Annotated in this window: 16 protein-coding genes; 6 read left to right on the top strand and 10 right to left on the bottom strand. The window is 73.6% G+C overall.

The window, feature by feature from the left end:
- The first annotated feature begins 52 nt into the window (after positions 1-52).
- On the top strand, positions 53-4,090 hold the full coding sequence (locus DQ384_RS27610) for a DUF4082 domain-containing protein (protein ID WP_147268919.1): 4,038 nt from the start codon (positions 53-55) through the stop codon (positions 4,088-4,090).
- 75 nt (positions 4,091-4,165) lie between these two features.
- Here the strand turns inward: DQ384_RS27610 and DQ384_RS27605 are convergent, their stop codons facing one another.
- The 8 genes from DQ384_RS27605 to DQ384_RS27570 form a co-directional block, all read right to left on the bottom strand.
- On the bottom strand, positions 4,166-4,810 hold the full coding sequence (locus DQ384_RS27605; protein ID WP_114031805.1) for a sigma-70 family RNA polymerase sigma factor: 645 nt from the start codon (positions 4,808-4,810) through the stop codon (positions 4,166-4,168).
- 161 nt (positions 4,811-4,971) lie between these two features.
- On the bottom strand, positions 4,972-5,532 hold the full coding sequence (locus tag DQ384_RS27600) for an MFS transporter (protein ID WP_147268918.1): 561 nt from the start codon (positions 5,530-5,532) through the stop codon (positions 4,972-4,974).
- Positions 5,533-5,545: 13 nt separating this feature from the next.
- On the bottom strand, positions 5,546-6,568 hold the full coding sequence (locus tag DQ384_RS27595; protein WP_220183172.1) for a pyridoxal-phosphate dependent enzyme: 1,023 nt from the start codon (positions 6,566-6,568) through the stop codon (positions 5,546-5,548).
- Positions 6,561-7,478 (bottom strand): GHMP family kinase ATP-binding protein, encoded by a 918-nt coding sequence (locus tag DQ384_RS27590; protein WP_114031802.1) that lies wholly within the window; start codon positions 7,476-7,478, stop codon positions 6,561-6,563. Before DQ384_RS27590 ends, DQ384_RS27595 begins: the two co-directional genes overlap by 8 nt.
- Positions 7,479-7,481: 3 nt before the next feature.
- Complete coding sequence (locus DQ384_RS27585) at positions 7,482-8,480, bottom strand: ABC transporter substrate-binding protein (RefSeq protein WP_114031801.1); 999 nt, start codon at positions 8,478-8,480, stop codon at positions 7,482-7,484.
- On the bottom strand, positions 8,477-9,376 hold the full coding sequence (locus DQ384_RS27580) for an ABC transporter ATP-binding protein (protein WP_114031800.1): 900 nt from the start codon (positions 9,374-9,376) through the stop codon (positions 8,477-8,479). The genes DQ384_RS27585 and DQ384_RS27580 overlap by 4 nt, the downstream gene beginning before the upstream one ends.
- Positions 9,377-10,495 (bottom strand): FecCD family ABC transporter permease, encoded by a 1,119-nt coding sequence (locus DQ384_RS27575; RefSeq protein ID WP_245966824.1) that lies wholly within the window; start codon positions 10,493-10,495, stop codon positions 9,377-9,379.
- Positions 10,496-10,559: 64 nt separating this feature from the next.
- Positions 10,560-11,300: a class I SAM-dependent methyltransferase gene (locus tag DQ384_RS27570; RefSeq protein WP_114031799.1), complete on the bottom strand. Its 741-nt coding sequence runs from the start codon at positions 11,298-11,300 to the stop codon at positions 10,560-10,562.
- Between the two features lie 211 nt (positions 11,301-11,511).
- Here DQ384_RS27570 and DQ384_RS27565 point away from each other — a divergent pair, with 211 nt between their 5' ends.
- Positions 11,512-12,279, top strand: a complete 768-nt coding sequence (locus DQ384_RS27565; RefSeq protein WP_220183171.1) for a class I SAM-dependent methyltransferase — start codon at positions 11,512-11,514, stop codon at positions 12,277-12,279.
- A 13-nt stretch (positions 12,280-12,292) separates the two neighbouring features.
- Here DQ384_RS27565 and DQ384_RS27560 read toward each other — a convergent pair whose 3' ends face one another.
- Together DQ384_RS27560 and DQ384_RS43755 are read right to left on the bottom strand one after the other, a co-directional pair.
- The gene (locus DQ384_RS27560; RefSeq protein WP_114031798.1) at positions 12,293-13,444 is read right to left on the bottom strand and encodes an acyl-CoA dehydrogenase family protein; all 1,152 of its coding nucleotides are present in this window, start codon (positions 13,442-13,444) and stop codon (positions 12,293-12,295) included.
- A gap of 133 nt (positions 13,445-13,577) precedes the next feature.
- Positions 13,578-14,807 (bottom strand): ATP-grasp domain-containing protein, encoded by a 1,230-nt coding sequence (locus DQ384_RS43755; RefSeq protein ID WP_114031797.1) that lies wholly within the window; start codon positions 14,805-14,807, stop codon positions 13,578-13,580.
- 216 nt (positions 14,808-15,023) lie between these two features.
- On the opposite strand from DQ384_RS43755, the gene DQ384_RS43750 reads away from it, so the two are divergent.
- The 4 genes from DQ384_RS43750 to DQ384_RS27535 all read left to right on the top strand — a co-directional run bounded on the left by DQ384_RS43750 (position 15,024) and on the right by DQ384_RS27535 (position 22,192).
- Positions 15,024-19,610 carry an SbcC/MukB-like Walker B domain-containing protein gene (locus DQ384_RS43750; RefSeq protein WP_281274116.1) on the top strand — a complete coding sequence of 1,529 codons (4,587 nt, stop codon included), beginning with the start codon at positions 15,024-15,026 and terminating at the stop codon, positions 19,608-19,610.
- A 192-nt stretch (positions 19,611-19,802) separates the two neighbouring features.
- Positions 19,803-20,186 carry a condensation domain-containing protein gene (locus DQ384_RS27545; protein ID WP_114031796.1) on the top strand — a complete coding sequence of 128 codons (384 nt, stop codon included), beginning with the start codon at positions 19,803-19,805 and terminating at the stop codon, positions 20,184-20,186.
- A 51-nt stretch (positions 20,187-20,237) separates the two neighbouring features.
- Positions 20,238-21,761, top strand: a complete 1,524-nt coding sequence (locus DQ384_RS27540) for a hypothetical protein (RefSeq protein ID WP_220183160.1) — start codon at positions 20,238-20,240, stop codon at positions 21,759-21,761.
- Positions 21,758-22,192 (top strand): FixH family protein, encoded by a 435-nt coding sequence (locus DQ384_RS27535; RefSeq protein WP_114031795.1) that lies wholly within the window; start codon positions 21,758-21,760, stop codon positions 22,190-22,192. Before DQ384_RS27540 ends, DQ384_RS27535 begins: the two co-directional genes overlap by 4 nt.
- Positions 22,193-22,320 lie beyond the last annotated feature (128 nt).

Below are 22,320 nucleotides of genomic sequence, written 5' to 3'. Positions count from 1 at the left end.
CGGGGCTTGGGCCCGACGGGGTGGCCGACCCCCTGGATCACGTGGGAGCTTCATGAAATCGCGCAGTGCCGCACGCCGACGCCTCTCGGGGATCGTGGTGGCGTTGACGTTCGCCGCACTCTTCGCCGTGCCGGCCGCGCCCGCGCGGGCGGTCGGCCCGTGTGACGCGGGGGGCAACAAGATCACCTGTGAGAACCAGAACACGGGGACCGACCCGGGCGAGTGGGACGCCGACCCGCAGGGCACCGTCGAGGGCTACGGCGACACGATGAGCGTCGGCCTCGGGGGGACCGTGAACTTCAAGGTCCGGTCATCGGCCCTGGCCCTGCGGGTGGACATCTACCGGATGGGCTACTACCAGGGGAAGGGCGCCCGCTTCGTCACCTCGGTGCCCGCGACCACGTCGGTGTCCCGCACCCAGCCGGGCTGCCCGGCGAACGCCACCACCGGCGAGGTCGCCTGTGCCTGGGGCACGGTCGCGAGCTGGAGCGTTCCGGCGACGGCGGTCTCGGGCATCTACTTCGCCCACGTGACCCGCACCGACACCGGCGACGACACGCACATCGTCTTCGTCGTCCGTGACGACGCCAGTACCTCGGACCTGCTGTTCCGGACCTCCGACAGCACCTGGCAGGCGTACAACTCCTGGGGCGACATCACGGCCACGCAGGCCAACCCGGACAAGGTGCTGAACAGCCTGTACCGGGGCGACAGCGCCGCGGCGCCGGGGCGCGCGGTCAAGGTCAGCTACGACCGGCCGTTCAACACGCGGGAGTCCACGCCATGGGGCCGCGACTTCGTGTTCGCCAACGAGTACCCGATGGTGCGCTGGCTGGAGGCCAACGGCTACGACGTGTCGTACATGTCCTCCATAGACGCCGCGCGGGCGCCGTCCACGCTGCTGAACCACAAGGCGCTGCTGTCGGTCGGGCACGACGAGTACTGGTCGGGCGAGGAGCGCGCGGCCTTCGAGAACGCGCGCGACAGCGGCGTGAGCCTCGCCTTCTTCAGCGGCAACGAGGTGTACTGGAAGACCCGCTGGGAGAACGGCTACCGGACGCTGGTCTCCTACAAGGAGACGCACGCCAACGCCAAGATCGACCCGGCGCCGAACGTGTGGACGGGCACCTGGCGCGACCCGCGGTTCAGCCCTCCCGCCGACGGCGGCAAGCCCGAGAACGCCCTCACCGGCACCTCCTTCGCGGTCAACTGCACCACGTCCGCCGACGGCTGCGCCGCGATCCCGCTGACCGTGCCGGCCGCCGACGGCAGGATGCGCTTCTGGCGCGGCACGTCCGTCGCCGAGCAGGTCTCGGGGTCGGTGAGCATCCCCGGCCTCGTCGGCTACGAGTGGGACGAGGACGGCGACAACGGGTTCCGGCCGAAGGGCCTGGTACCGATGTCGAGCACGACGGCGACGGCCGAGCAGGTGCTCATCGACCACGGCACCAACGTCGCGCAGAAGAGCGCCACGCATCGTCTGACGCTGTACCGGGCGGCGAGCGGCGCGCTGGTGTTCGGCGCGGGAACGGTGCAGTGGTCCTGGGGCCTGGACGACGGGCACGACACCTACAGCCAGACCGGATTCGCCGACACGCGCGTCAGGCAGGCGACGGTCAACCTGTTCGCCGACATGGGCGTGCAGCCCAGATCGCTCACCGCCGGGCTGAGCGCGGCCACCAGGTCCGCCGACACCACCGCGCCGAGCGTGACCATCGGCGCCCCGGCGGCGGGCACCACCGTGGCCAGCGGCTCCACCGTCACCGTCAGCGGCGCCGCCGCCGACACCGGCGGCCAGGTCGGCGGGGTCGAGGTCTCCACCGACGGCGGCGTCACCTGGCACGCCGCCACGGGCCGCGGCACCTGGACCTACTCCTGGAAGGTCACGGGCGCGGGCGCGACGACCATCAAGGCGCGGGCGAGCGACGACAGCGGCAACGTCGGCGCCGAGGCGTCGAGGAACGTCACCGTCGAATGCCCGTGCGGCCTCTTCGCCTCCTCCACCGTGCCCGCCAACCCCGCCGAGAACGACACCAGCGCGCTGGAGCTCGGGGTGCGCTTCACCTCGGCCGTTGGCGGCTACGTGACCGGCGTGAAGTTCTACAAGGGCACCGGGAACACCGGCACGCACACCGGGACGCTCTGGACGGCCGGCGGCGCCCTCCTGGCCACGGGAACCTTCACCGGGGAGACCCCGAGCGGGTGGCAGACGCTCACCTTCCCCTCGCCGGTTCACATCGCGGCCGGCACCGAGTACGTCGCCTCGTACTACGCGCCGAACGGGCGGTACGCGGCCGACGCCAACTTCTTCCGCTACCGGCCCACGGTGAACACGCCGCTCACCGCGCCCGCGGCCACCGCCGCGGCCGGCAACGGCGTCTACCGATCGGGCGCGGGCTTCCCCGACAAGACCTACAACGGCGGGAACTACTACGTCGACGTGGTGTTCACGACCGTCGACACCTTCCCGCCGGCGGTGACGGCGGCCGCGCCCGTGCCCGGCTCCTCCAGCGTGCCGGTCACCGTCCAGCCGAAGGTCACCTTCGGCGAGCCGGTCCAGGCGGGCACGGCGACGTTCACGCTCAAGGACTCCACCAACGCGAACGTCGCGGGCACGGCATCGCTCGACGCCGCGCGCACGTCGCTCACCTTCGCGCCCGCCGCGCCGCCGGCTCCGGGGGAGCGGTTCACGGTCTCGGTGTCCGGGGCGAAGGACGACGCCGGTAACACGATGGCGCGGCCGTACACCTTCTCCTTCACCACGGCGAGGACCTGGACGGCCGGCGTCTGCCCCTGCACCCTGTGGCCCGACGTCACCGTCCCTGAAGTGCCGGCCGTCGGCGACGCCGGCTCGCTGGAGCTGGGAGTGAAGTTCCAGCCCGCCGTGGACGGCTTCGTCGAGGCGATCCGGTTCTACAAGGGCCCCGGGAACACCGGCACCCACACCGGCACGCTGTGGAACGGCGCGGGCCAGGAACTGGCCACCGCGACCTTCACCGACGAGTCGGCCCAGGGCTGGCAGGAGGTGTACTTCCCGACCCCGGTGCCGGTGACCAGGGACACCACCTACGTCGCGTCGTACCACGCCCCGGACGGTCACTACGCGGCCACCTACAACGGGCTGGCCTCGGCCGTGACGGCGACCCCGCTGCGCACGCTCGCGAGCTCGGCGAGCGGCGGCAACGGCGTCTACAAGTACGGCGCGCGGTCCTTCCCGACGTCCTCGTGGTCGGCCACCAACTACTGGGTGGACGTGGTCTTCAGCAGGCTCGCGGACACCACGGCCCCGTACGTCACGCTCAAGACGCCCGGCCACGGCGGCATCGGCGTGGCCACCGGGACCGCGGTCACCTCGACGTTCAGCGAGCCGATCCAGGACGGCACCGCGACGATCGCCCTGACGAACGCCGCCGGCCAGACCGTGGCCGGGACCCGGTCGCTCAACGAGGCGCGGACGCTGCTCACCTTCACCCCCGGCGCTCCGCTGGCGCAGGGTGCCACCTACACGGTCACGGTGAGCGGCGCCAAGGACGACGCCGGCAACGGCATGACCACGACCTCGTGGTCGTTCACCACCGGCGGCCCGGCGAGCTGCCCGTGTTCCATCTGGGCGAGCAACGCCGCCCCCGCCACCCCGTCGAACGCCGACTCCGGCTCGGTGGAGCTGGGCGTGAAGTTCACCGCGCAGATGGACGGCACGGTAACCGGCGTCCGTTTCTACAAGGGCGCGGGCAACACGGGGACCCATGTGGGCAACCTGTGGAGCTCGACCGGCACGCTGCTGGCCACCGGCACGTTCACCGGCGAGACGGCCTCGGGCTGGCAGACGCTGAACTTCGCCACCCCCGTCGGCGTCACCGCCGGCCAGGTCTACGTGGCCTCGTACTTCGCGCCCAACGGCAACTACGCGGGGGACGGAGGCTACTTCGCCTCCGGGCCCTACGACAACCCGCCGCTGCGGGCCCTGGCGGACAACGGGCCGATGGGCCGCAACGGCGTCTACCGGTACGGGACGTCCTCGGGGTTCCCGGCCACCGGCTTCAACGGCGCGAACTACTGGGTGGACGTGCTGTTCACCCCGGCGAGCTAGTGCGGCACATATGTGTTCCTCTATTTCTGGCGAGCGCGAAATCGGTGCGGCTTGGGCACGACCCATTGGTCCGGATCATGAAAGTGGTAAACCCAGGCAGCGAGCTGCCCGGCAACTTGGTGCCACAGTGGCCCGGGTGCCCCCTGCGGCGTCGGCCTCCAGGAGAGAGGCCATGAGCTGGGCGCGGGCTCGGGCCACGCGGGAGCGGACGGTGCCGATCGGGCAGCCGATCAGGTCGGCGGCCTCGGCGTAGGGGAGGCCCGCGAGCTGGGTGAGGACGAACGCCTGGCGCCGGTCGGGCGGGACCTTGTCCAGCAGGTCGGCCAGGGCGACGCCGTCCTCCGCGCCGGGCAGGTCGCGGAGTTGGCGCCGTTCGGCGGCGAGCTGCCAGTCGGGCACGTCGGCGATGACGGGACGCACGGCCGCGGTGCGGAAGCGGTCGACCACGACCCGGCGGACGATCGACAGCAGCCAGGTGCGGGCCGAGGAGCGTCCGGCGAACCGCGGCAGGCTGCCGAGGACGCGGACGAGGGTCTCCTGGGTCAGGTCCTCCGCCGCCTGCGGGTCGGTCAGGTACGTGGTGAAGCGCTGGACGTCGGGGTAGATCGCGCGGGCGAAGGCCTCGATGTCCGCGGGCCTTCCCTCCCGGGCGGCCAAGGCGAGCACGGTCAGCCGCCGGTCGTCGTCCGGGGTGCGGTGCTCCCTGGTGACAGAGCTCATGGTGATCGTTCCCTGCGGTGGTGTGTGGGTGGGCGCACTCCGCCGGCGCGGGTCTCCCGTGGGGAGGTCCCGGGCCGTCGCCGGGCATGACCGGATCGACGCCGCGCGGGAGTGCGAAGCGCCTGCTCATCGAGGTGCGCCGGCCGGGCCGGGAAAAGCCTTCAGCCGGCGACGGCCGGTACGGGCGGTCCGCGCCGGGGGATGGCCGCAGGGATCTCCCACGCCGGGGGCGGCTGGGGGCTGGAGGCCGGGACGACCGGCGGGGCCGTCGGCAGGGCCCGGGTGCCGGCGGCGAACAGCCACCGCAGCAGGGGCAGGGGAGCCGCGGCCCGCAGGCGCAGCATGAGCCACACCGCGCTCTCGCCGCGGTACAGCCACCACCCCGTCACCATCGCGACGGTGACGTGGACGGCGAGCATGCCGAAGGTGAGGTGACCGTGGGGGGATCCGAGGAGGGTCGCCACCGGCTGCGAGGTGCGGGTGAACAGCTCGTGCAGGAGGATCTGCGCCGCGATCGACGTGCCGAGCACGACCTCGGGCCCGCGTTCGCGTCCGCTGAGCGGGTAGGCCAGCCCCAGGGCGCCCGCCGCCCCGGCCGCCAGAACCGCGGGGTCCACCTCGCCGCCGCCCGCGAAGACGTGTCCGGCCGCGGAGACGACGACGCACACCGTCGCGAAGACGGCGGCCCGTGCCAGGCGTAGGAGCGGCTCTTCCGCGGACACGACTGCCATACTGTCAGATGGAGAGCGGTTGCCCAGGCCCAGGATCATAGGCGCGCCGGTCCCAGCGCATGGCCGACCACGGCATCTCCAGCTCGTCCAGCGAGAAGATCTCCCTGGGCTTCAGCGCCGACGGGTCGAGCGCCTCGCGATGGCGGGCGAAGACCCGCTCTACGTACCGGTGGCCGGTGTCGGCGCCGATCACCAGATGGGTCCGCTCCGGGGAGCGGGCGGCGAGCCAGCGGGCGACGAGGTACGCCGCGCCGGTGGACAGGCCGGCGAACACCGCGTGCTCGCGCAGCAGCGCCACCGCGCCCGCCATCGCGTGGCGGAAGTCCAGCCAGTGGATGGCGTCGTACAGTTCGTGGCGCACGTTGTCGAAGGGGATCGAGCTGCCGATCCCGGCGATGATCGCGTCGGGGTCGCTGAACGTCTCGCTGCCGAAGGTGACGCTGCCGAACGGTTGCAGGCCCACCAGCCGCACGGCCGGGTTCGCGCGGCGCAGATATTCGGTCACGCCTCCGGTCGAGGCCCCCGAGCCGACACCGCCGACCACCGTCAGCGCGTCCACGCCCAGGTCGGAGGCGACCACGCCGGCGAACTCCTCGTACCCGAGATAGTGGATGTCGTCGTGGTACTGGCGCATCCAGTGCACGTCCGGCCGTTCGGCCAGAAGCCGCCGCACACGGCGCACCCGGGCCTCCTGGTCGAGCCGCAGCGACGCGGACGGCGGCATCTGCTCCACGGTCGCGCCGAGGATGTCGAGCTGGGCGCGGACGGTCGCGTCCACCGTGGTGGAGGCGATGATGTGGCAGCGCATGCCGTACCGGTGGCAGGCGAGCGCGAGGGACGTGGCGTAGATGCCGCTGGAGCTGTCGACCAGGGTCTGTCCCGGCGACACCGTGCCGCGCTCCAGGAGCGTGCGGACGGCGGCGAGCGCCGAGTAGATCTTCAGGGTCTCGAACCTCGCCACGACGAGGTTGCCGCCGAGCCGCACTAGCTGCGGCGTCTTCAGCGCGTCGGTGATGTGCTCATGCACCGCCATAGCCGCCCCAGGCGAACGAGCACTGGTGTCCCAGGTCCCGGAAGAACGCCGACAGCTCGTCCATCCGCCTGCGGGCGAGGCGGCCGGTGAACAGGTAGCCGATCACGCCGCCGGTGTGGGCCACGAAGATCCCGTCCGCGCCGAAGCGGCCGCGGCCGGCGGCGACCGCCTCGTACGTGGCCTTGGGGAGCACCCGCTGGGACAGGGCGGCGCTGGTCGTCGCGGCGCGGGCCACCCCGGTGGGGTCCCCGGCCCGGAACGCGGCGAGGACCTCGTCCAGGCACGCCTGGTAGGCGTCCCGGTGGGCGCCGTAGTGCTCTAGGAGCAGCGGCGTCACCGCGCGGGTGTCCACGGGCCCTGACTCGACCACGAAGCAGGTGTGGAACCCCACCGAGGCGCCGAGGCGCTCGGCCACGCGGTGGCGGTCGCTGAGGTAGAGGGCGAACTCGTCCAGGAAGACGCTGTCGGCGCGCTCGATCCCGGAAAGGATGTCGATCATCACGTCCTGGTCGTAGGGCAGGCCGAAGAACTGGAACAGGGACCGGACCGTGGCCACGATGTCGGCGGTGGAGCTCGCCATGCCGACCCCGATGTCGAGCTCGCTGTGCCTGCTCCAGCGGCCGCGCGGCAACCGGAGCCCGTAGCGGCGCAGGAAGAGCCGCGCGCTCTGGGCCGCCTTGGGCAGCGCCGGCAGAGGGTCGCCGTCACCGTCGTCCTCGGTGAAGTACGCCCAGGCGTAGCGGTCCACCGGGAAGGAGACGATGCCGATGGCGTCCGTCCCCTGGTATGTCACCGGTCCCTGGAACAGCTCGCCGAGCGTTCCGTTGCACACGCCGGAGGCCGTGCGGGCCGTCCCCGCGCCGGCACGGACCGCGGCCGCGGGAAGACCGGACAACGCGGACATCGCTCACCGGCCGATCGAACGCAGGTAGGCGCCGAACTCCTCTGCCGCCGTGACGTTGCGCGGGCCGCTGACCGCGGCGCCATAGTCGAGCACGAAGTACCGGTGGTCGCGGACGGCGGGTACCGAGCGCAGCGCGGGGCTGGACTCCAGGAAGGCCTTCTTGTCCGCGAGAGGCTGGTCGCCGTAGTCCACGATGATGATCACCTCGGGCTTGGCGGCGACGACCGACTCCCAGCCCACGGTCGTCCACCCCTTCTGAACGGTGTCCATGACGTTGCGGCCCCCGGCCACCTCGATGATGGCGCTGGGGGAGGCGTACCTCCCGGACGTGTAGGGCTGGTCGGTGCCGGAGTCGTACACGAACACGCCCGGCGGCTCGGCCCCGGCCGGACGTGAACCCTTCAGCTTGTCGACGCGCCCGCGCAGGTCGGCGACCAGGGCCTCGGCCCGCTCCTCGACGCCGAAGATCTTGCCGAGGTTCGTCAGGTCGGTGTAGACGGACTCCATCGGCGGCACCGGCTTCATGTCGCCGTACCCGAAGCAGCTCTCGGTCTGCACGTAGCTGTGGACGCCCACCTGCCGGAGCAGCTCGGGCGTGATCCCGCGGTCCTCGCTGAAGCCGCCGCCCCAGTAGGAGATCACCCAGTCCGACTTCGCGGCGACCACGATCTCCTTGCTGATCCGCCCGTTGCCCAGCCGGGGCACCCGCTTGTAGTCCTCGCTCCAGGGCGACCTGGCGATGGCGTTGTCGAAGAGGGTGTTCATGACGTAGCCGCGCATCCGGCCGGCCAGGCCGAGGGCGAACATCTTCTCGATCGCGCTGACGTCGTAGGCCACCGGCCGCTGCGGCCGTGGATAGGTGACCTGACGGCCGCAGTCGGTGACGGTGACCGGCGCGGGGCCGGGGTCGGCCGCCGTCCGCACCGTCGCGCCGCATCCGGTGGCCAGCAGCCCCGCGGCCAGCAGCGGCGTCAGGGTACGGCGCAGGGGGGAACGCCTCATGTGGGGGCACCTTTCGCGATGGCGTCGCTCGTGTGGACGGTGTTGGCCGCCTTGGCCGTCTTGGCGGTGCCGGCGGTGCCGGTCGACTGGACGCCGCGCGTCCGGTCTTCGCCGCCGGTGCGTCCGGTCTCGTCGGTGAGGTCGTAGAGCAGCTGGGTCGCGCCGGTGCGCGGATGGGTGACGACCGTGGCCTCCACGCCGAACACCCGCCTGATCAGCTCGGGGGTCAGCACGTCCGCGGGGCTGCCGGCGGCCACCAGGGAGCCGCCGGAGAGAACGCCGAGCCGGTCGCAGGTGGCGGCGGCGAGGTTGAGGTCGTGCAGCGCGACCAGCACCGTCAGCCCGGACGCGCGCAGCAGCGCCGCCAGCTCGACCTGGTGGCGCACGTCGAGGTGGTTGGTCGGCTCGTCCAGCACCAGGACGCGGGGCTGCTGCACCAGCGCGCGGGCGATCAGCACCCGCTGCCGCTCGCCTCCGGACAGGGTGAGCACGCTGCGCCCGGCGAGGTGGGCGACGCCGACGCGGGCCATCGCCCACCGGCACAGCTCGCGTTCCTCGCGGCCGAGCGCCCGGCCGTGGGCGAGGTGCGGCGTCCGGCCCAGCGCGACGACCTCCTCGACGGTGAAGTCCAGCTCGCTGTGGCTCTCCTGGGTCAGCGCGGCGACGAGGCGGGCGCTCTCGCGCAGCGGGATCGCGGTCACGTCCGCCCCGTCCAGCAGCACGGCCCCGGCCGTGGGCCGCAGGGCGCGGTAGACGCAGCGCAGCGCCGTCGACTTGCCGCTGCCGTTGGGGCCGATCAGTCCGACGATCCGCCCGCTCGGCACGTCCAGGCGCAGCTCGCGGACCAGCGCCCTGCCGGCGACGGCGACCGAGACCCCGTCCAGGCGCAGTTCCATCTAGCGGCCCCCACCGAACAGGTAGCCGCGGCGGCGCAGGATGACGACGAACACCGGCACCCCCACCAGCGCGGTGACCACCCCGAGCGGCAGCTCCTGCGGCGAGAAGAACGTCCGGGAGACGACGTCGGCCCACACAATGAAGCACGCCCCCGCGAGCGGCGCCACCGTCAGCACGCGGCGGTGGGTGGAGCCGACCAGCATCCGCACCAGGTGCGGCATGACCAGCCCCACGAAGCCCACCGGGCCGCTGACCGCCACCAGCAGCCCGGTCACCACGGAGGTGAGGACGAACGTCCACCGCCGCGTCGCCATCGCGTCCACGCCGAGGCTCGCCGCCGTCTCGTCGCCCATCGCCAGCACGTCCAGCGCCCGCGCGTACCTGAGCAGCAGGGCCACGCAGCACAGCACCCCGGCCGCCGGGAGCGGCAGCGACCCCCAGGTGGCCGCGCCGAGGCCGCCCAGCAGCCAGAAGAGCACCGTGCTCGCCGCCTGGTAGTTGGGCGCCAGGAACACGACCAGGCTCGTCATCGCCTGGAACCCGTAGGCCAGCGCGATCCCGGTCAGCACCAGCCGCAGGGGGGACAGCCCCGCCCGGCCGCGCGCCGCGAGGTAGACCAGCACCGACGCGCCGAGCGCGCCGAGCAGCGCGGCCGTGGAGACCGCGTAGATGCCGAGGCCGGTGAACAGCCCGAACGCCACGACCAGGGACGCGCCCACCGAGGCGCCCGAGGAGATGCCCAGCACGAACGGGTCGGCCAGCGCGTTGCGCACCATGGCCTGGACGGCCACGCCGACGACGCTGAGCCCCGCGCCGACCACGGCGGCGAGCAGCACGCGCGGGACGCGGACCTGCCAGATGATGCTGTAGGCCGGGACCTCGCCGGAGGTGATCGTGCCGCCGGTGAGCGCCGCGCCGACGTACCGGACGACATCGCCCACGGGGATCACCGTCGCGCCGAGCGCCACCCCGAGCAGGATCGTCACCGGCAGGGCCGCCGCCAGCACCGCCACGGTCACCGGCAGGCGGCCCCGGCCCTCCCTCCCGGAGCCTTCGGCGGCCCCGCGTGGATCGGGCGCGGCGGCCATGACGGAGACCACGTCCGCGTTCTCCGTCATGGCCGTCCTTTCTCCCTCAGCAATCTCACTAGTCGGGTGCGGACGCCGGAAAGTTCCCACCGGTTCAGCCGGATCGCGTGCCGCGTACGATCAGCCGCGTCGCGAGGTTGTCGTACGGCTCGCCGCCGAACCCGCCGAAGCACTCGACGCCGGTGAAGCCCGCCGCCTCGAACAGCGCGCGCAGCTCGGCGGCGCTGTAGACGAAGCAGGTCAGCGCCGCGCGCCTGGCCGTCCCGTCGCGCACCAGCGTCCACTCGGTGCGGTACCGGGTCCAGTCGTCGAGGATCGTGTCCGCCATGAACACCTGGCCGCCGGGAACCTCCACCACCTTCGGCTGACCGGCCCAGCGGGCGTAGGTCTCCTTGCCCATGACGTCGACCACGAGCCTCCCGCCGGGCGCCAGCGAGTCGTGCGCGTTGCGCAGCACCCGCAGGTTCTCCTCCGGGGCCTCGAAGTACCCGAACGAGGTGTACAGGTTGATGACCGCGTCGAACGCGCCCGGCCGCACGTACTCGCGCATGTCGCCGCGCACCAGCTCGGCCTTGACCCCGGCGTCGGCGCACGCCCGCTCGGCCCGCGCCAGCATGACCGGGCTGAGGTCGACGCCGGTGACGGCGTACCCCTGCCGGGCGAGCGGCACGGTGAACACGCCCATCCCGCAGCACTGGTCGAGCACGCGGGCCCCGGCGGGGAACCGGAGGAGCGGGGAGCCGGTCACGTGCCGGGCCGCCTGCGCCGACCGTTCCGGGGAGAACATCACCTCCGAGAAGCCGGTCCACAGGTCCTCGTCCTCGTACCAGTCCATGCCTGCTGACCTCCTGGGGTGGAGCCGCGTGGTCGTCTGCAACAGAAGTCGTCCGGACGGCGCCCGCGGTTCCCGGCCGGTGGTGATCTGTGTGGCGGCGCGCGGGCCTTCCGGCGACGAGGACCCGTGAGCGCGGAACCCGGGCGCCGTCCGCGACGACTAGGTGGGGGAACCGCAGGGGACCGAAGCCGAGGAGGTCAGTTCGTTGGGCATGAAGGACGTGAGCGACGTGGGCGACGTGAGCAGGGCGCGTGCCTGGGTGGAGCGCTGGGACCGCCAGCAGGAGAACTACATCGCCGACCGCGAGGAACGCTTCACCGTCGTCGCCGACGTGGTCGCCGAGGTGACCGCGAACAGCCCCGACCCGCTGATCCTGGACCTGGGCTGCGGCCCGGGGTCGATGGCGGCGCGCCTGGCCGCCCGTCTCCCCAAGGCCGCCATCGTGGGCGTGGACCAGGACCCGGTGCTGCTGGCCCTGGCGCGCGGCGGCTACCACGACCTCGCCCGGTTCGTCGACGCCGATCTGGCGTCGCCGGGCTGGCCCGCGGCGCTGGAGCTCACCGGGCCCGTGGACGCCGCGGTGTCCACCACCGCGCTGCACTGGATCCCCGAGGAGAGGCTCGGCGCGGTGTACGAAGAGGTCGCCGCCCTGCTGCGCCCGGGGGGCGTGCTGGTGAACGCCGACAACCTCTACGACGAGCAGCCGGCCGTGGCCGGGCTGGCGGCCGCGGTCCTGGAGGCGCGGGCGGCGCGGGCCGGGGTGGGCGGTCACGAGGACTGGGCCACGTGGTGGCGCGCCGTGTCGGCCGATCCCGCCCTCGCCGGCGCGGTCGCCGAACGCGGGCGTCGCGGGGCTCGGGGCGGGATCACCGAGCTGTCGGTGCGCCGGCACGCCGAACTCCTGCGGGCGGCGGGCTTCGCCGAGGTCGGCACCGTCTGGCAGTCCGGCAACGACGTGGTGCTGGTCGCCGTCCGCTGACCTCGGCGGGCGCTCAGCTGTAGGCCGTGGACGGGGGCAGCTCGCCGGACAGGAAGTGCGCGCCGACCTCCCGCGCCTTGTAGGCCACCGGATCGTGCAGCGTCAGCGTGCGGGCGTTCCGCCAGAACCGGTCGAAACCGAACCGGGCGGCGGTGCCCCGCGCGCCGATGAACTCGAAGATCCGGCTCGTCGTCTCGGTGACGACCCTGGTCGCGACCACCTTGGCCGAGGAGATCGTCACGCCCGTCTCGCCCCGCCGCTCGGCGGTGAGCGCCGTGCCGAGGTCCGAGGCGCTCCGCAGGGCGTCCACGGCCTGGTCCGCCAGCAGGCCCGCGGCGCGCACGCTCGCGACCAGCTCTCCGTAGCCGGCCAGAATGTACGGATCCCGATCGGCGCCGCCCACGCCGCTGAGCGGCCAGGGCCGGGCGTGCTCGCGGGTGTACGCGGCGGCCTCGGCCAGCGCGCCCTCGGCGATGGCGACGCACACCTGCGTGAGGACCGACTGGTAGGCGAGCGCGGACAGCGACAGCCGGATCATCTTCGGGTCGCTCTCGCCGGGCGGCAGCGCGCCGACGACCTGGTCGGCGGTGACGCGCACGTTCTCGAACGTGACGCTCCCGCTGGCCGAGAGCCGTTGCCCCATGTTGTCCCAGTCCGCCGGATGGCCGACGCCGGGCGCCCGGGCGTCCACGACCAGGGTGAGCCGTTCACCGGTGTCGTCGTGGGTGGCGTTGACCACCAGCCGGTCGGCGACGGCGGCCCCGGTCGCGAAGGCCCTGCCGCCGTTGATCGCGAAGCCGCCCGACACGGAGGTCAGCCGCAGCGTGTCCTGCGGGTTGCTCGCCGCCGCCCAGAACAGGCCCCGCTCCGCTGTCTCCCGCCAGATCCGCGAGGTCGGCTCGGGGCGGTCGAACAGGCCCACCCGCCACAGGTGCAGGTAGTGGTAGCCGAGCAGGTGGCCGATCGACGCGTCCGCGGCGGCGACGATCCGGGTCGCCAGGTGCGTCGCGGCATGGTCGTGCGGCGGGACGCCGAGCAGCCCGGACCGTCGCAGCAGGTCGATCTCGCGTACCGGGGGAAGGTTCGCGCGGTCCCGGTCGGCGGCGTCGCTCCGCAACACCGCGGCGACCTCCGTGGCCGCGTCCCGGATCTCCTCAGGTTTCATGCCGTCCTCACAGAGTCGTCGCCGGCCGCCGGGCGCGGGAGTCCGCGCGAGGCTCGCCACACGAGGGGGAGCAGTACTGGCAGGAGCGCGCACCGGCCGGCCCGCCGGGCGCCGGTGAACGCGCGTGGTCGGGTCAACGCCCGTCCCTCATCACGGGACGCACGCCCCGGGCGGCGCTGAGCGCGTTGTACACCGCCACCTCGGTCGTCGGGCCCTCGGCCAGCAGCAGGCCGGTGGAGGCGCGCTGGTCCCCGAGATCCTCGACCCGGGTCCCCGCCGCCATGGTCGGGTACCACTCGGGCGTGCCGGGATGAAGGGACAGGTCTTCGACGCCCTCCACTCCGGTGAACACGCCGGTCTCGTCCGGGTAGACGAGGACCGTGGCGGTCGGACGGGCCCGGGACACGCCTTCCAAGGCCGCGTAGAGCAGTTCGGGGGCCCGGCCCAGGGCGATGTCGATAATCGCCTCGTACACGTTGACGCCGAGGGCGCGGCACATAGCCTCGCCCGCCAGGCAGCCGCCGATCCTGGCGTTGATCTCGACCAGCTCGGGCCCGTCGAGCGTCAGCACGAACTCGACATGGGCGAACCCCTGGGTGTGCCCGACCGTTGCCAGCACCCGCGCCACCCATTCCTCCACGGCCGTCACCTCGGGGCCGGGCAGCACCGCGGGGAACGACAGCAGCTCCTCCCGGCCGAACCAGCGCGCGGAGAGCAGCCGCCCGGTGACGCCCAGGAGGCGGGTCCGGCCGTCCCAGCTCAGCGTCTCGGCGCTGTAGAGCGTGCCGGTGACGAACGGCTCGGCCAGGAGACCCCCCATCAGCGACCGGCCGGCCGCCTCGGCGAGGGCCGCGTCGAGCTGCCCGGCGCTCCGGACGAGCCAGACGTTGCGCGATCCGGTGCCCGCGGTGTCCTTCACCACGGCGGGCAGGCCGACCGCCTCGCGTACCGACTCGGCGGCGCCGGGGCCGGGGGACACCGCGACGGCCGTGCCGCGGGAGAGGCCGTGCCGGTGCAGCAGCGTGCGGACGGCGAGCTTGTCGCGGAGCAGGCGGGCCGTGCCGGGCCCGGGTCCTGGCAGCCCGAACCGGGCGGCCAGGTCGGCTCCGGGCAGCATCCACGTGTCCGTCGAGTTGATCAGGCCGCGCAGGCCGGGCAGGGACGCGAGCACCTTCGCGCACCCGGCCGCGTCACGGGTGTCGACGTCGACGACGTCCAGGGCCCCGGGTGCCAGGCGTTCGAGCTCGTACCTGTAGATGCCGCGGTTCCCCGTGAGCAGGCACAGGCGTTCCCCCGCCTTCCCGGCCGCCGCCACCATGCGGCCCAGCCCGAAGGTCAGCGCTTCCAGTACGGCGATGGTCACCCGGGACTCCAATCCGAGTACGGCGACGACGCGGGCGTCCGCGCCACGAGACCCCCGGCCGGCACCGGCCCGGAGCCGTGGCGACGTGCGCCGACCGGCGCTCCGCCCGCTCGTCGCTGGTCGACTCAGGTAGTCGTCCGGCGCCCCGGCCCGGTTCCCGTCGCCCGCGTCTCTTCCCGGCCCTTGACACGCCGGCAAGACGCTAATGTGTTCGACGTGCGGATCGGGGACTTTCGTAGGGGCCGCGCGGGGGGAACCGCCGGGGAGGGCGTCAAGCGGTTCAAGCCGTCCCGCGCGGGCCTGATCAACATCTGGGACTACACGGACGAGGAGTTCGTGTTCGCGGACGGCCGGCTGGTGCTGCGCGGGCACAACGGCTCGGGCAAGACCAAGGCGCTGGAGGTGCTGTTCCCGTTCGTCCTGGACGGTGTGGTCGACGCCCGGCGGCTGGACCCGTTCAGTGGCGAGAACCGCACCATGAAGTCCAACCTGCTGTACCGGGGGCAGGAGTCGGAGCACGGCTTCGTGTGGATGGAGTTCGCCGACGGCGCGCGGACCGTCACGCTGGTCATCGCCCTGCACGCCCACAAGGACCGCCCCGAGGTCAAGCGGGCCTACTTCGTGACGGACAAGCGGCTCGGCGTCGACTTCGGGCTGCTCACCGGCGACTCCCGGCCGCTGACCGAGCGGCAGCTCAAGGCCGTGCTCGGGCCGGGGGCCTGGCACAACAACCCCACCGACTACCGGGAGGCCGTGGACGCCGCCCTCTTCGGCCTCGGCCGGGAGCGGTACACCCAGCTCCTCGACCTGCTGCTCGCGCTGCGCCGTCCCCTGCTGGCCAAGGACCTCGATCCGGCGAAGGTGTCCGACACCCTCACCGCCGGGCTGAGCCCCGTCTCGGACGAGCTCGTCGAGCAGGCCTCGCGCGACTTCGAGAACCTCGCGGCCGTGCAGCGCCTGATGGACGACCTCGCGGCGGCCGACGGCGCCGCCCGCGTGTTCCTGGAGCGCTACAGCGGTTACCTGCGGGTCGCGGCGCGCGCCCACCTCGACCGCGTCCGGGTCCGCACCGACCAGGCGGTACGGCACGCGGCCGCGGTGAGCGAGGCGAGCGCCGAGACGCGGCGCGCGGACGCCGCCCAGCGCGAGGCCGAGGAGGCCGCAGGGGCCGCGGCCGCCGAGCGGAACACGCTCGAGGGCACGCTGGAGGGCCTGAAGCGGCACGAGGCGTACACCGCGCAGGGCGAGCTGGAGAGCACGCGCCGGCTGGTCGCCCAGGGTGCCCAGGAGATCGCGCGGGCCGGGGAGGCGAACGCCCGCGCCGCCGAGCACATCGCCCAGCTTCGCGGCGAGGCCGAGGAGGTCGAGCGCCGATTGGGGGACGCGCGTGAGGCGGCACTCCGGCTGGCCACCGCCAGGGCGGAGGCGGCCGAGCTCGCCGGGATCACGCCGGACGTCGCCCCCGAAGCCCCCGCCGACGACACCGCCGGTACGGAGGGCAAGGCCGTCGACAGGGCCGCCGCCCTTCAGGTCGTCAGGGCGCAGGCCGCCGCCCGGGCGCAGGACGTCGAGGACGTGCGGCTGCGGCTGGGGAAGGCGCGCGAGGCCGAGCGGGAACGGGCGCGCGCCGAGGAGGCCGCGCGCAGGGCGCGGCAGAGGACCGACGAGGCCGAGCTGGCCTGCGCGGAGGCCGAGGCGGAACTCGGACGGGCGCGCGTCCGTGCGGACGAGGAACTGCGCGCCTGGGCCGCCAGGTGGTCGGCGGGGCACACGGCCCCCATCACCGGCACCGTCGGCGGCGCCGGCATCGGCTCCGTCGGCGGCTCCGACATCGGCACCGTCGGCGTCGGCACCGTCCGCGCCGCCGACACCGAGGCCCTCGCCGCCGCCCTCGCCCGCGCGGGGGAGGCGGGAGCGCCGAGCCTGGCCGAGGTCTTCGGCGACCTGACCGAGGCCCGGCGCACGACGCTCGCCGCGGGCGTGGCGGCGGTCGAGGCCAGGCTGGAGCGCATCGCCGCCGAGGCGAGCCGGCTGACCGCGCTGCGGGACGAGGTCGCGGCCGAGCGCGACGACGCCCCTCCACTCGCCGCGGCCCGTCACGCGGGCCGGGACGGGCGGCCGGGTGCGCCGCTGTGGCGGCTCGTCCGCTTCGCAGACGCGGTGTCCGGCGACGAGGCGGCAGCCGTGGAGGGCGCCCTGGACGCGGCGGGCCTGCTCACCGCATGGATCCACCCCGACCTTCGGCAGACCGCCCAGGCCCTGGACCGCGCGGAACCGGACGCCTACCTGCTCCCGCGTCCCGGCTCGGGGTTGAACGCGCCATCCTCGTCCGAATCCGGCACGGACGGGCAGACCTCAGCCGTGGCGCGCATGGACGGGGCGGCCGCGGATGCGCCGGGCGTGGACGGCGCGCCACCGGCCGCGGACGTCGCGGACGGGTCACCGTCGCCCCCGCCCACCGCCGGGCGCACCCTGGCGAGCGTGCTGGTGCCCGAGGAGCAGGACCTCGTGCCCGTCGCGGTCGTGTCGGCCGTGCTCGGCTCGATCGCGCTGACCGGCGACCTCACCCTCACCACCCCCGCGCCCGCGATCAGCACCCGCGGCCACTTCAGCCTCGGCGTCCACGTGGGCGCCGGGCCCAAACCCGCCGCGGAGTACATCGGCGCCACCAACCGCGCGGCCCGGCGGCGGGCGAGGATCGCCGAGTACGAGCGGTCGCTGGAGGACGTGGACCGCGACCGGGTCGCCGCCGAGGCCGAGCGGGCGACCCTCCGGGAGCGGCTGGACGACATCGGCCGGGCCAGGTCCGAGCTGCGGCGCCTCGGCAGGGAGGTCCCCGGGGCCGTGGCGGCGCTCGCCGAGCGGTCCACGCTGCTGGCCGCCGCCCGCGGGCAGCATGCCGAGGCCGCGACCGGGCTGGACGCCGCCACGGCCGAGCTGGACGCCGAGCGGCGCAGGCTCCGGCACGCGGCGGCCGAGCGGGGCATGCCGTCCGGCGAGGAGGAGGTCGAGGCGGTCGCCCGCGCGGTCGCGGACTACGCCGCCGCCGCGGAACGCCTCCTGCGAGAGCGCGACGGCATCGCCCTGCTTGAGCAGGACCTCACCGGCCGGCGTCGCACGATCGAGCGGCTCGCCGCCGATCTGCGCACCGCCTCCGAGGAGCTAGCCGAGAAGGAGGAGGCGCACCTCGCCGCGGCCGCGCGCCTGGCCGCGCTGGAGGACGCGCTGAGCGCGCCGCTCAAGCAGATCCTCGCCCAGATCAACGAGGTGGAGCGAAAGCTCGCCGCCGCCAAGGCCGCCGTGCGGGCCGAGGAGGAGCGGGCCCGTGCCGAGCACGACGCGCTGGTCACGGCCAGGGCCGCCTACGACCACGGCAGAGGCGCGCTCGTGTCCGCGGTGGCGGAGCTGTTCGAGCAGCTCGCGTCGTTCGCGCCGTTCGTCCAGGCGGACCTGCGGCCGGTGCTCGGCGTGGACCCCGGCCCGTCCTGGCCCGACCGCACCCGCTGGGAGGAGCCGGAACGGGCCGTCGCCGGCATCGTCGAGCGGCTCTCCGGACGTGCCCCAGCCGAGGCCGCCGATCCCGCGGAGGCCGCCGAGGCCGTCCGGTCGATCCTGCCGGACGGCGCCGTGGAGCTGCTCGCGCTGTGCGAGGCGGCCACCGCGGGCCGTCAGGCGGGGGAGGCCGCGCGCAAGGCCGCCCGCGAGCGCATGTCCGAGGCGTTGAAGGAGTTCGACGACGCGCTCACCGGATGCGAGGAGGACTACCGGGTCGACTGGGAGCAGGGGGAGTCCGTGGTCATCGTGCGCGTGCACGACGCCGACGGCCGCCACCCCGTCGCCGAGTTCGCGCGGCGGGTCGCCGAGCGCGCGGAGGAGCAGGGCGTCCTGCTGGAGGAGCGCGAGCGGACGGTCCTGGAGGACGAGTTGCTCGCCGGGCTGGCCCAGCAGATCTTCGACCGCGTCCTCGTGGCGAAGGACCTGGTCAAGGGCATGGACGCCGACACCAGGTCCCGTCCGATGTCCACGGGGACCACGGTGGGCATCCGCTGGGTGGTCTCCGACAGGATCACCGACCTCCAGCGGGAGGTCTCCGCGCTGCTGGAACAGGACGGGCACGGCGCCGACCGGCTCGCCGAGCTGCGCCGCCTGATCCGGCAGATGATCCGCGAGTACCGTGCCGGGCATCCCCGGGCGACGTACAAGGAGGTCCTGTTCGCCGTCCTGGACTACCGGGCCTGGCGCTCGTTCGAGCTGCGGCTCAAGGTGCCCGGCGAGGACGAGGTGCGGCTGAGCAAGAAACGCCACTCCCAGATGTCGGGCGGCGAGAAGTCGGCCGCGATCCACCTGCCGCTGTTCGCCGCGGCGAACGCGCTGTACTCGTCGGCGTCCGGCGGCTGCCCCCGCATGATCGCGCTGGACGAGGCGTTCGCCGGCATCGACGACGTGTACAAACCGGACCTGCTGGGGCTCACCGTCCGCTACGACCTGGACGTCTTCATGACCGGCCACGACCTGTGGGCGCGCTACGAGACGGTGCCCGCGGCGGCGCACTACGACATGCACAGCGACAAGGCGTCGCACACGGTGTCGGCGATGCTCGTCCTGTGGGACGGCTGCGAGCTGGTCGACTCCGCGGCGGGCTTCTCCGGCAACGAGGAACTGGCCAAGGAACTGCTGGGCTTCACCCCGAGCAGACGCAGCCCCCTGGAGGCCGGCCTGCTGACGACCCAGGGGGACGACCCCGGAGGCGCCGGGCGCGGGCCAGATGAGGGTGACGATCTCGGCGGGCTCCTCGACGGGTAGGGGGACGTCGCAGTGCAGGCGGAAGACGATGCGGCGCACGAGCGGGGACGGCGGCGCGTTGGAGACGACCTCCAGCATGCCGGTGCCCGCAGGAAACGACCTTTCCCGCCGCCTGCACGCCCTGGCCGGCCGGCTGGAGCGTGAGCGGGCCGACCGCGAGGCCGGCGTCGTGCATGTCGTGCGCGGCGGGAGGTGGATCTGTCGACTCAGGACGCCGCCGACCGGGACGTCCTGGCCGAGTCCCTCGCCGCCGAGGAGCGCGCTCGCCGGATCGACCTCGCGTGCCCGCCCTTGCTGCGCTGCGCCCTGGTCGAACTGGGTTCCGATCGCGCACGCCTGCTGCTCACGTTCCACCACATCGTCGCGGACGGCTGGTCCCTGCCGATCCTGCACCGCGAGCTGATGGCCTTCTACGAGCCCACCGGCTCCGGGCGCGATGACTACCAGCGGGCTGAATCCGGCGAAGAGACCGGTCAGGTCATCGACGCCGAGCGGCAAGCATCATGCGCGCCACGCTGGAGCGCGGCGGGCCGATCGCGGGCCGCCGCTCACGGTCGTAAGCGAACTGAAAGCTAGTGATTCCTACAGTTGCGAACCACTACCGGTGACGTTGTTCGCGGAGGAATCGTGGAGTTGTTCGGCCGATGGGTGCTCCGGTACCGGTGGGTGCTCACCGTGCTGTGCGCCGTCGTGCTCGCGTGCGCAGGGGCCTTGCCGGCCGCTGCGGACGGCGCGCCCGGCGGCGGGGACGTCCACATCGCACAGACGCTGGGCAGTCGCGAGCTGACCGTGGTGATCCGCCGGGTGGCCGATGTCCCGGGACCGGTGCAGGTCGACGTCGTCGCCCACGCCGGGACCGCACCCGGCGCCCTCGCGCTCGCGGTCACCCCCGGCAACGGCACGTCCACCCCGGCCGACACCACCACGCTGGTCCTCGGCCAGGCTCCCGGCCCCTACTCCGGCACGATGCGGGTGGACCAGGTGGGCCCCTGGGAGCTGGCCATCTCCGACGGCCGGCGCACCGCGCGCATCCCGTTCCTGGTGAAGCCGGTCGTGTCGTCCCCGGCCGAACAGGCCGCCTACGCCGGATTCTTCGCGGCCGGCGCGCTGCTGCTCGTCGCGCTCGGCGTCGCGGTGCGCTCGCGTCGTTCCTGGCCGGCACTGATCCCGGGCGGCGCCATGGTGGCGGCCATCGCGGTCAGCACCACGGGTGCGGTGCTGTCGGGCAGCACCCCGCCACCACCGCAGCCCGGTCTCCACCTGGACCCGACCGTCGCGAACATGACCAACCCCTACGCCGGGCTGCAACCTCCCATCACCGACTTCTCGCGGCCTGCGGCCGTGCTGACGCTGCGCTCCGCGCCGCTGCGTGTCGGCCGGCCCGCGGACGTCACGCTGCAGCTGTCCGACGGCGCGACCGGACACCCTGTCGACGACCTGCTGGTCCACGACGACGCGCTGATCCATCTCGTGGTGGTCGGCCCTTCGGGGCAGCTGTGGCACCTGCACCCGATCCGCACCGGGCCCGCGGTCTACCAGGCACACCTGGTGCCGCCCGAGCCGGGCCACTACGCGGTGTCCGCCGAACTGGCCCGCCGCGGTGGCGGCGACCAGCTGCTGCGGTCGCCGACCGGGCTGGACGTCGCACAGGGCGACGCGACCGCGCCGACCGGGCCGCAGGCCGTACCGGGTGACGCGGCGGCGCCGGCGCCCGGGCTGGGCGAGCGGGTGGTCGCCGGCATACCGGTGCGGTTGGCCGCGTCGCCCCTGTCGGCCGGGACACCGGCCACCATCACCGCACAGGTCGGCGACTCGGCGGACCTCCAGCCGTGGCTGGGCATGCTCGGCCACATGATCGTGACAGGTCCCCTGGACGACGGCCCGGTCACCAGCACAGCCGCGGAGAAGGCCCAGGTGTGGGCGCACGTGCATTCGATGACGTCCGCCGGCATGGCCGCGATCAACAATCCGGGCGCCTTCGGCGGCCAGCCCGACGAGACCGTGGCCGGCTACGGCCCGCAGGTGCCGTTCACCTACACCTTTCCGCTGCCCGGACGGTACCGGCTGTGGATCCAGGTCGAACGGGACTACTCGATCCTCACCATTCCCGTCGTGCTGGACGTACCGGCCACCCCAGGAGGAACGTCATGACCACTCTGCCCAGGACGGCCCGGCCGCGCGCCACGGTGATGCTGATCGCCGTTGTCGTCGCGGTGGTGATCCTCGCCGTCGTCCTGCTGTCCTCGCGCGGCGGCACGCCGACGAACGTCCTCACCGGACGGACGGCCGGCTACCGCGTCACCGTGTCGGTGGACGATCCGCGCGTGGGCACGACGGCGCTCACGGTCACCGCGACCGACGGTCACGGCGCGCCCGCGCGGCTGAGCGCCGTCACCATCACCCCGATCATGCCCACGATGGGGCACGCGACCGGGGTCGTCACCGCGACCGCCGCCGGTCCCGGCCGTTACCGGGCCACGGGGGTGGAGCTCTCCATGGCCGGTCAGTGGGAGCTGGACGTCGGGCTGCGCGCCGCGAGCGGCACGGAGCAGGTCGTGCTGGCGCTGCCGGTCACCGGCTGATCCACGTCGAACGGTGCTCCCCGCTCGCAGTTGCCCGCCGCTTTCACGCGGTCACGATCGCCAGCCGGAAACTCGCACGCGGGCAGTCATACAGACCGAAATTCACGAGACAAACAGCCACTCTCAGC

Source organism: Sphaerisporangium album, from assembly GCF_003323745.1.
Taxonomy (GTDB): Bacteria; Actinomycetota; Actinomycetes; order Streptosporangiales; family Streptosporangiaceae; genus Sphaerisporangium; species Sphaerisporangium album.
This window is presented reverse-complemented; position numbering and strand designations above follow the sequence as displayed.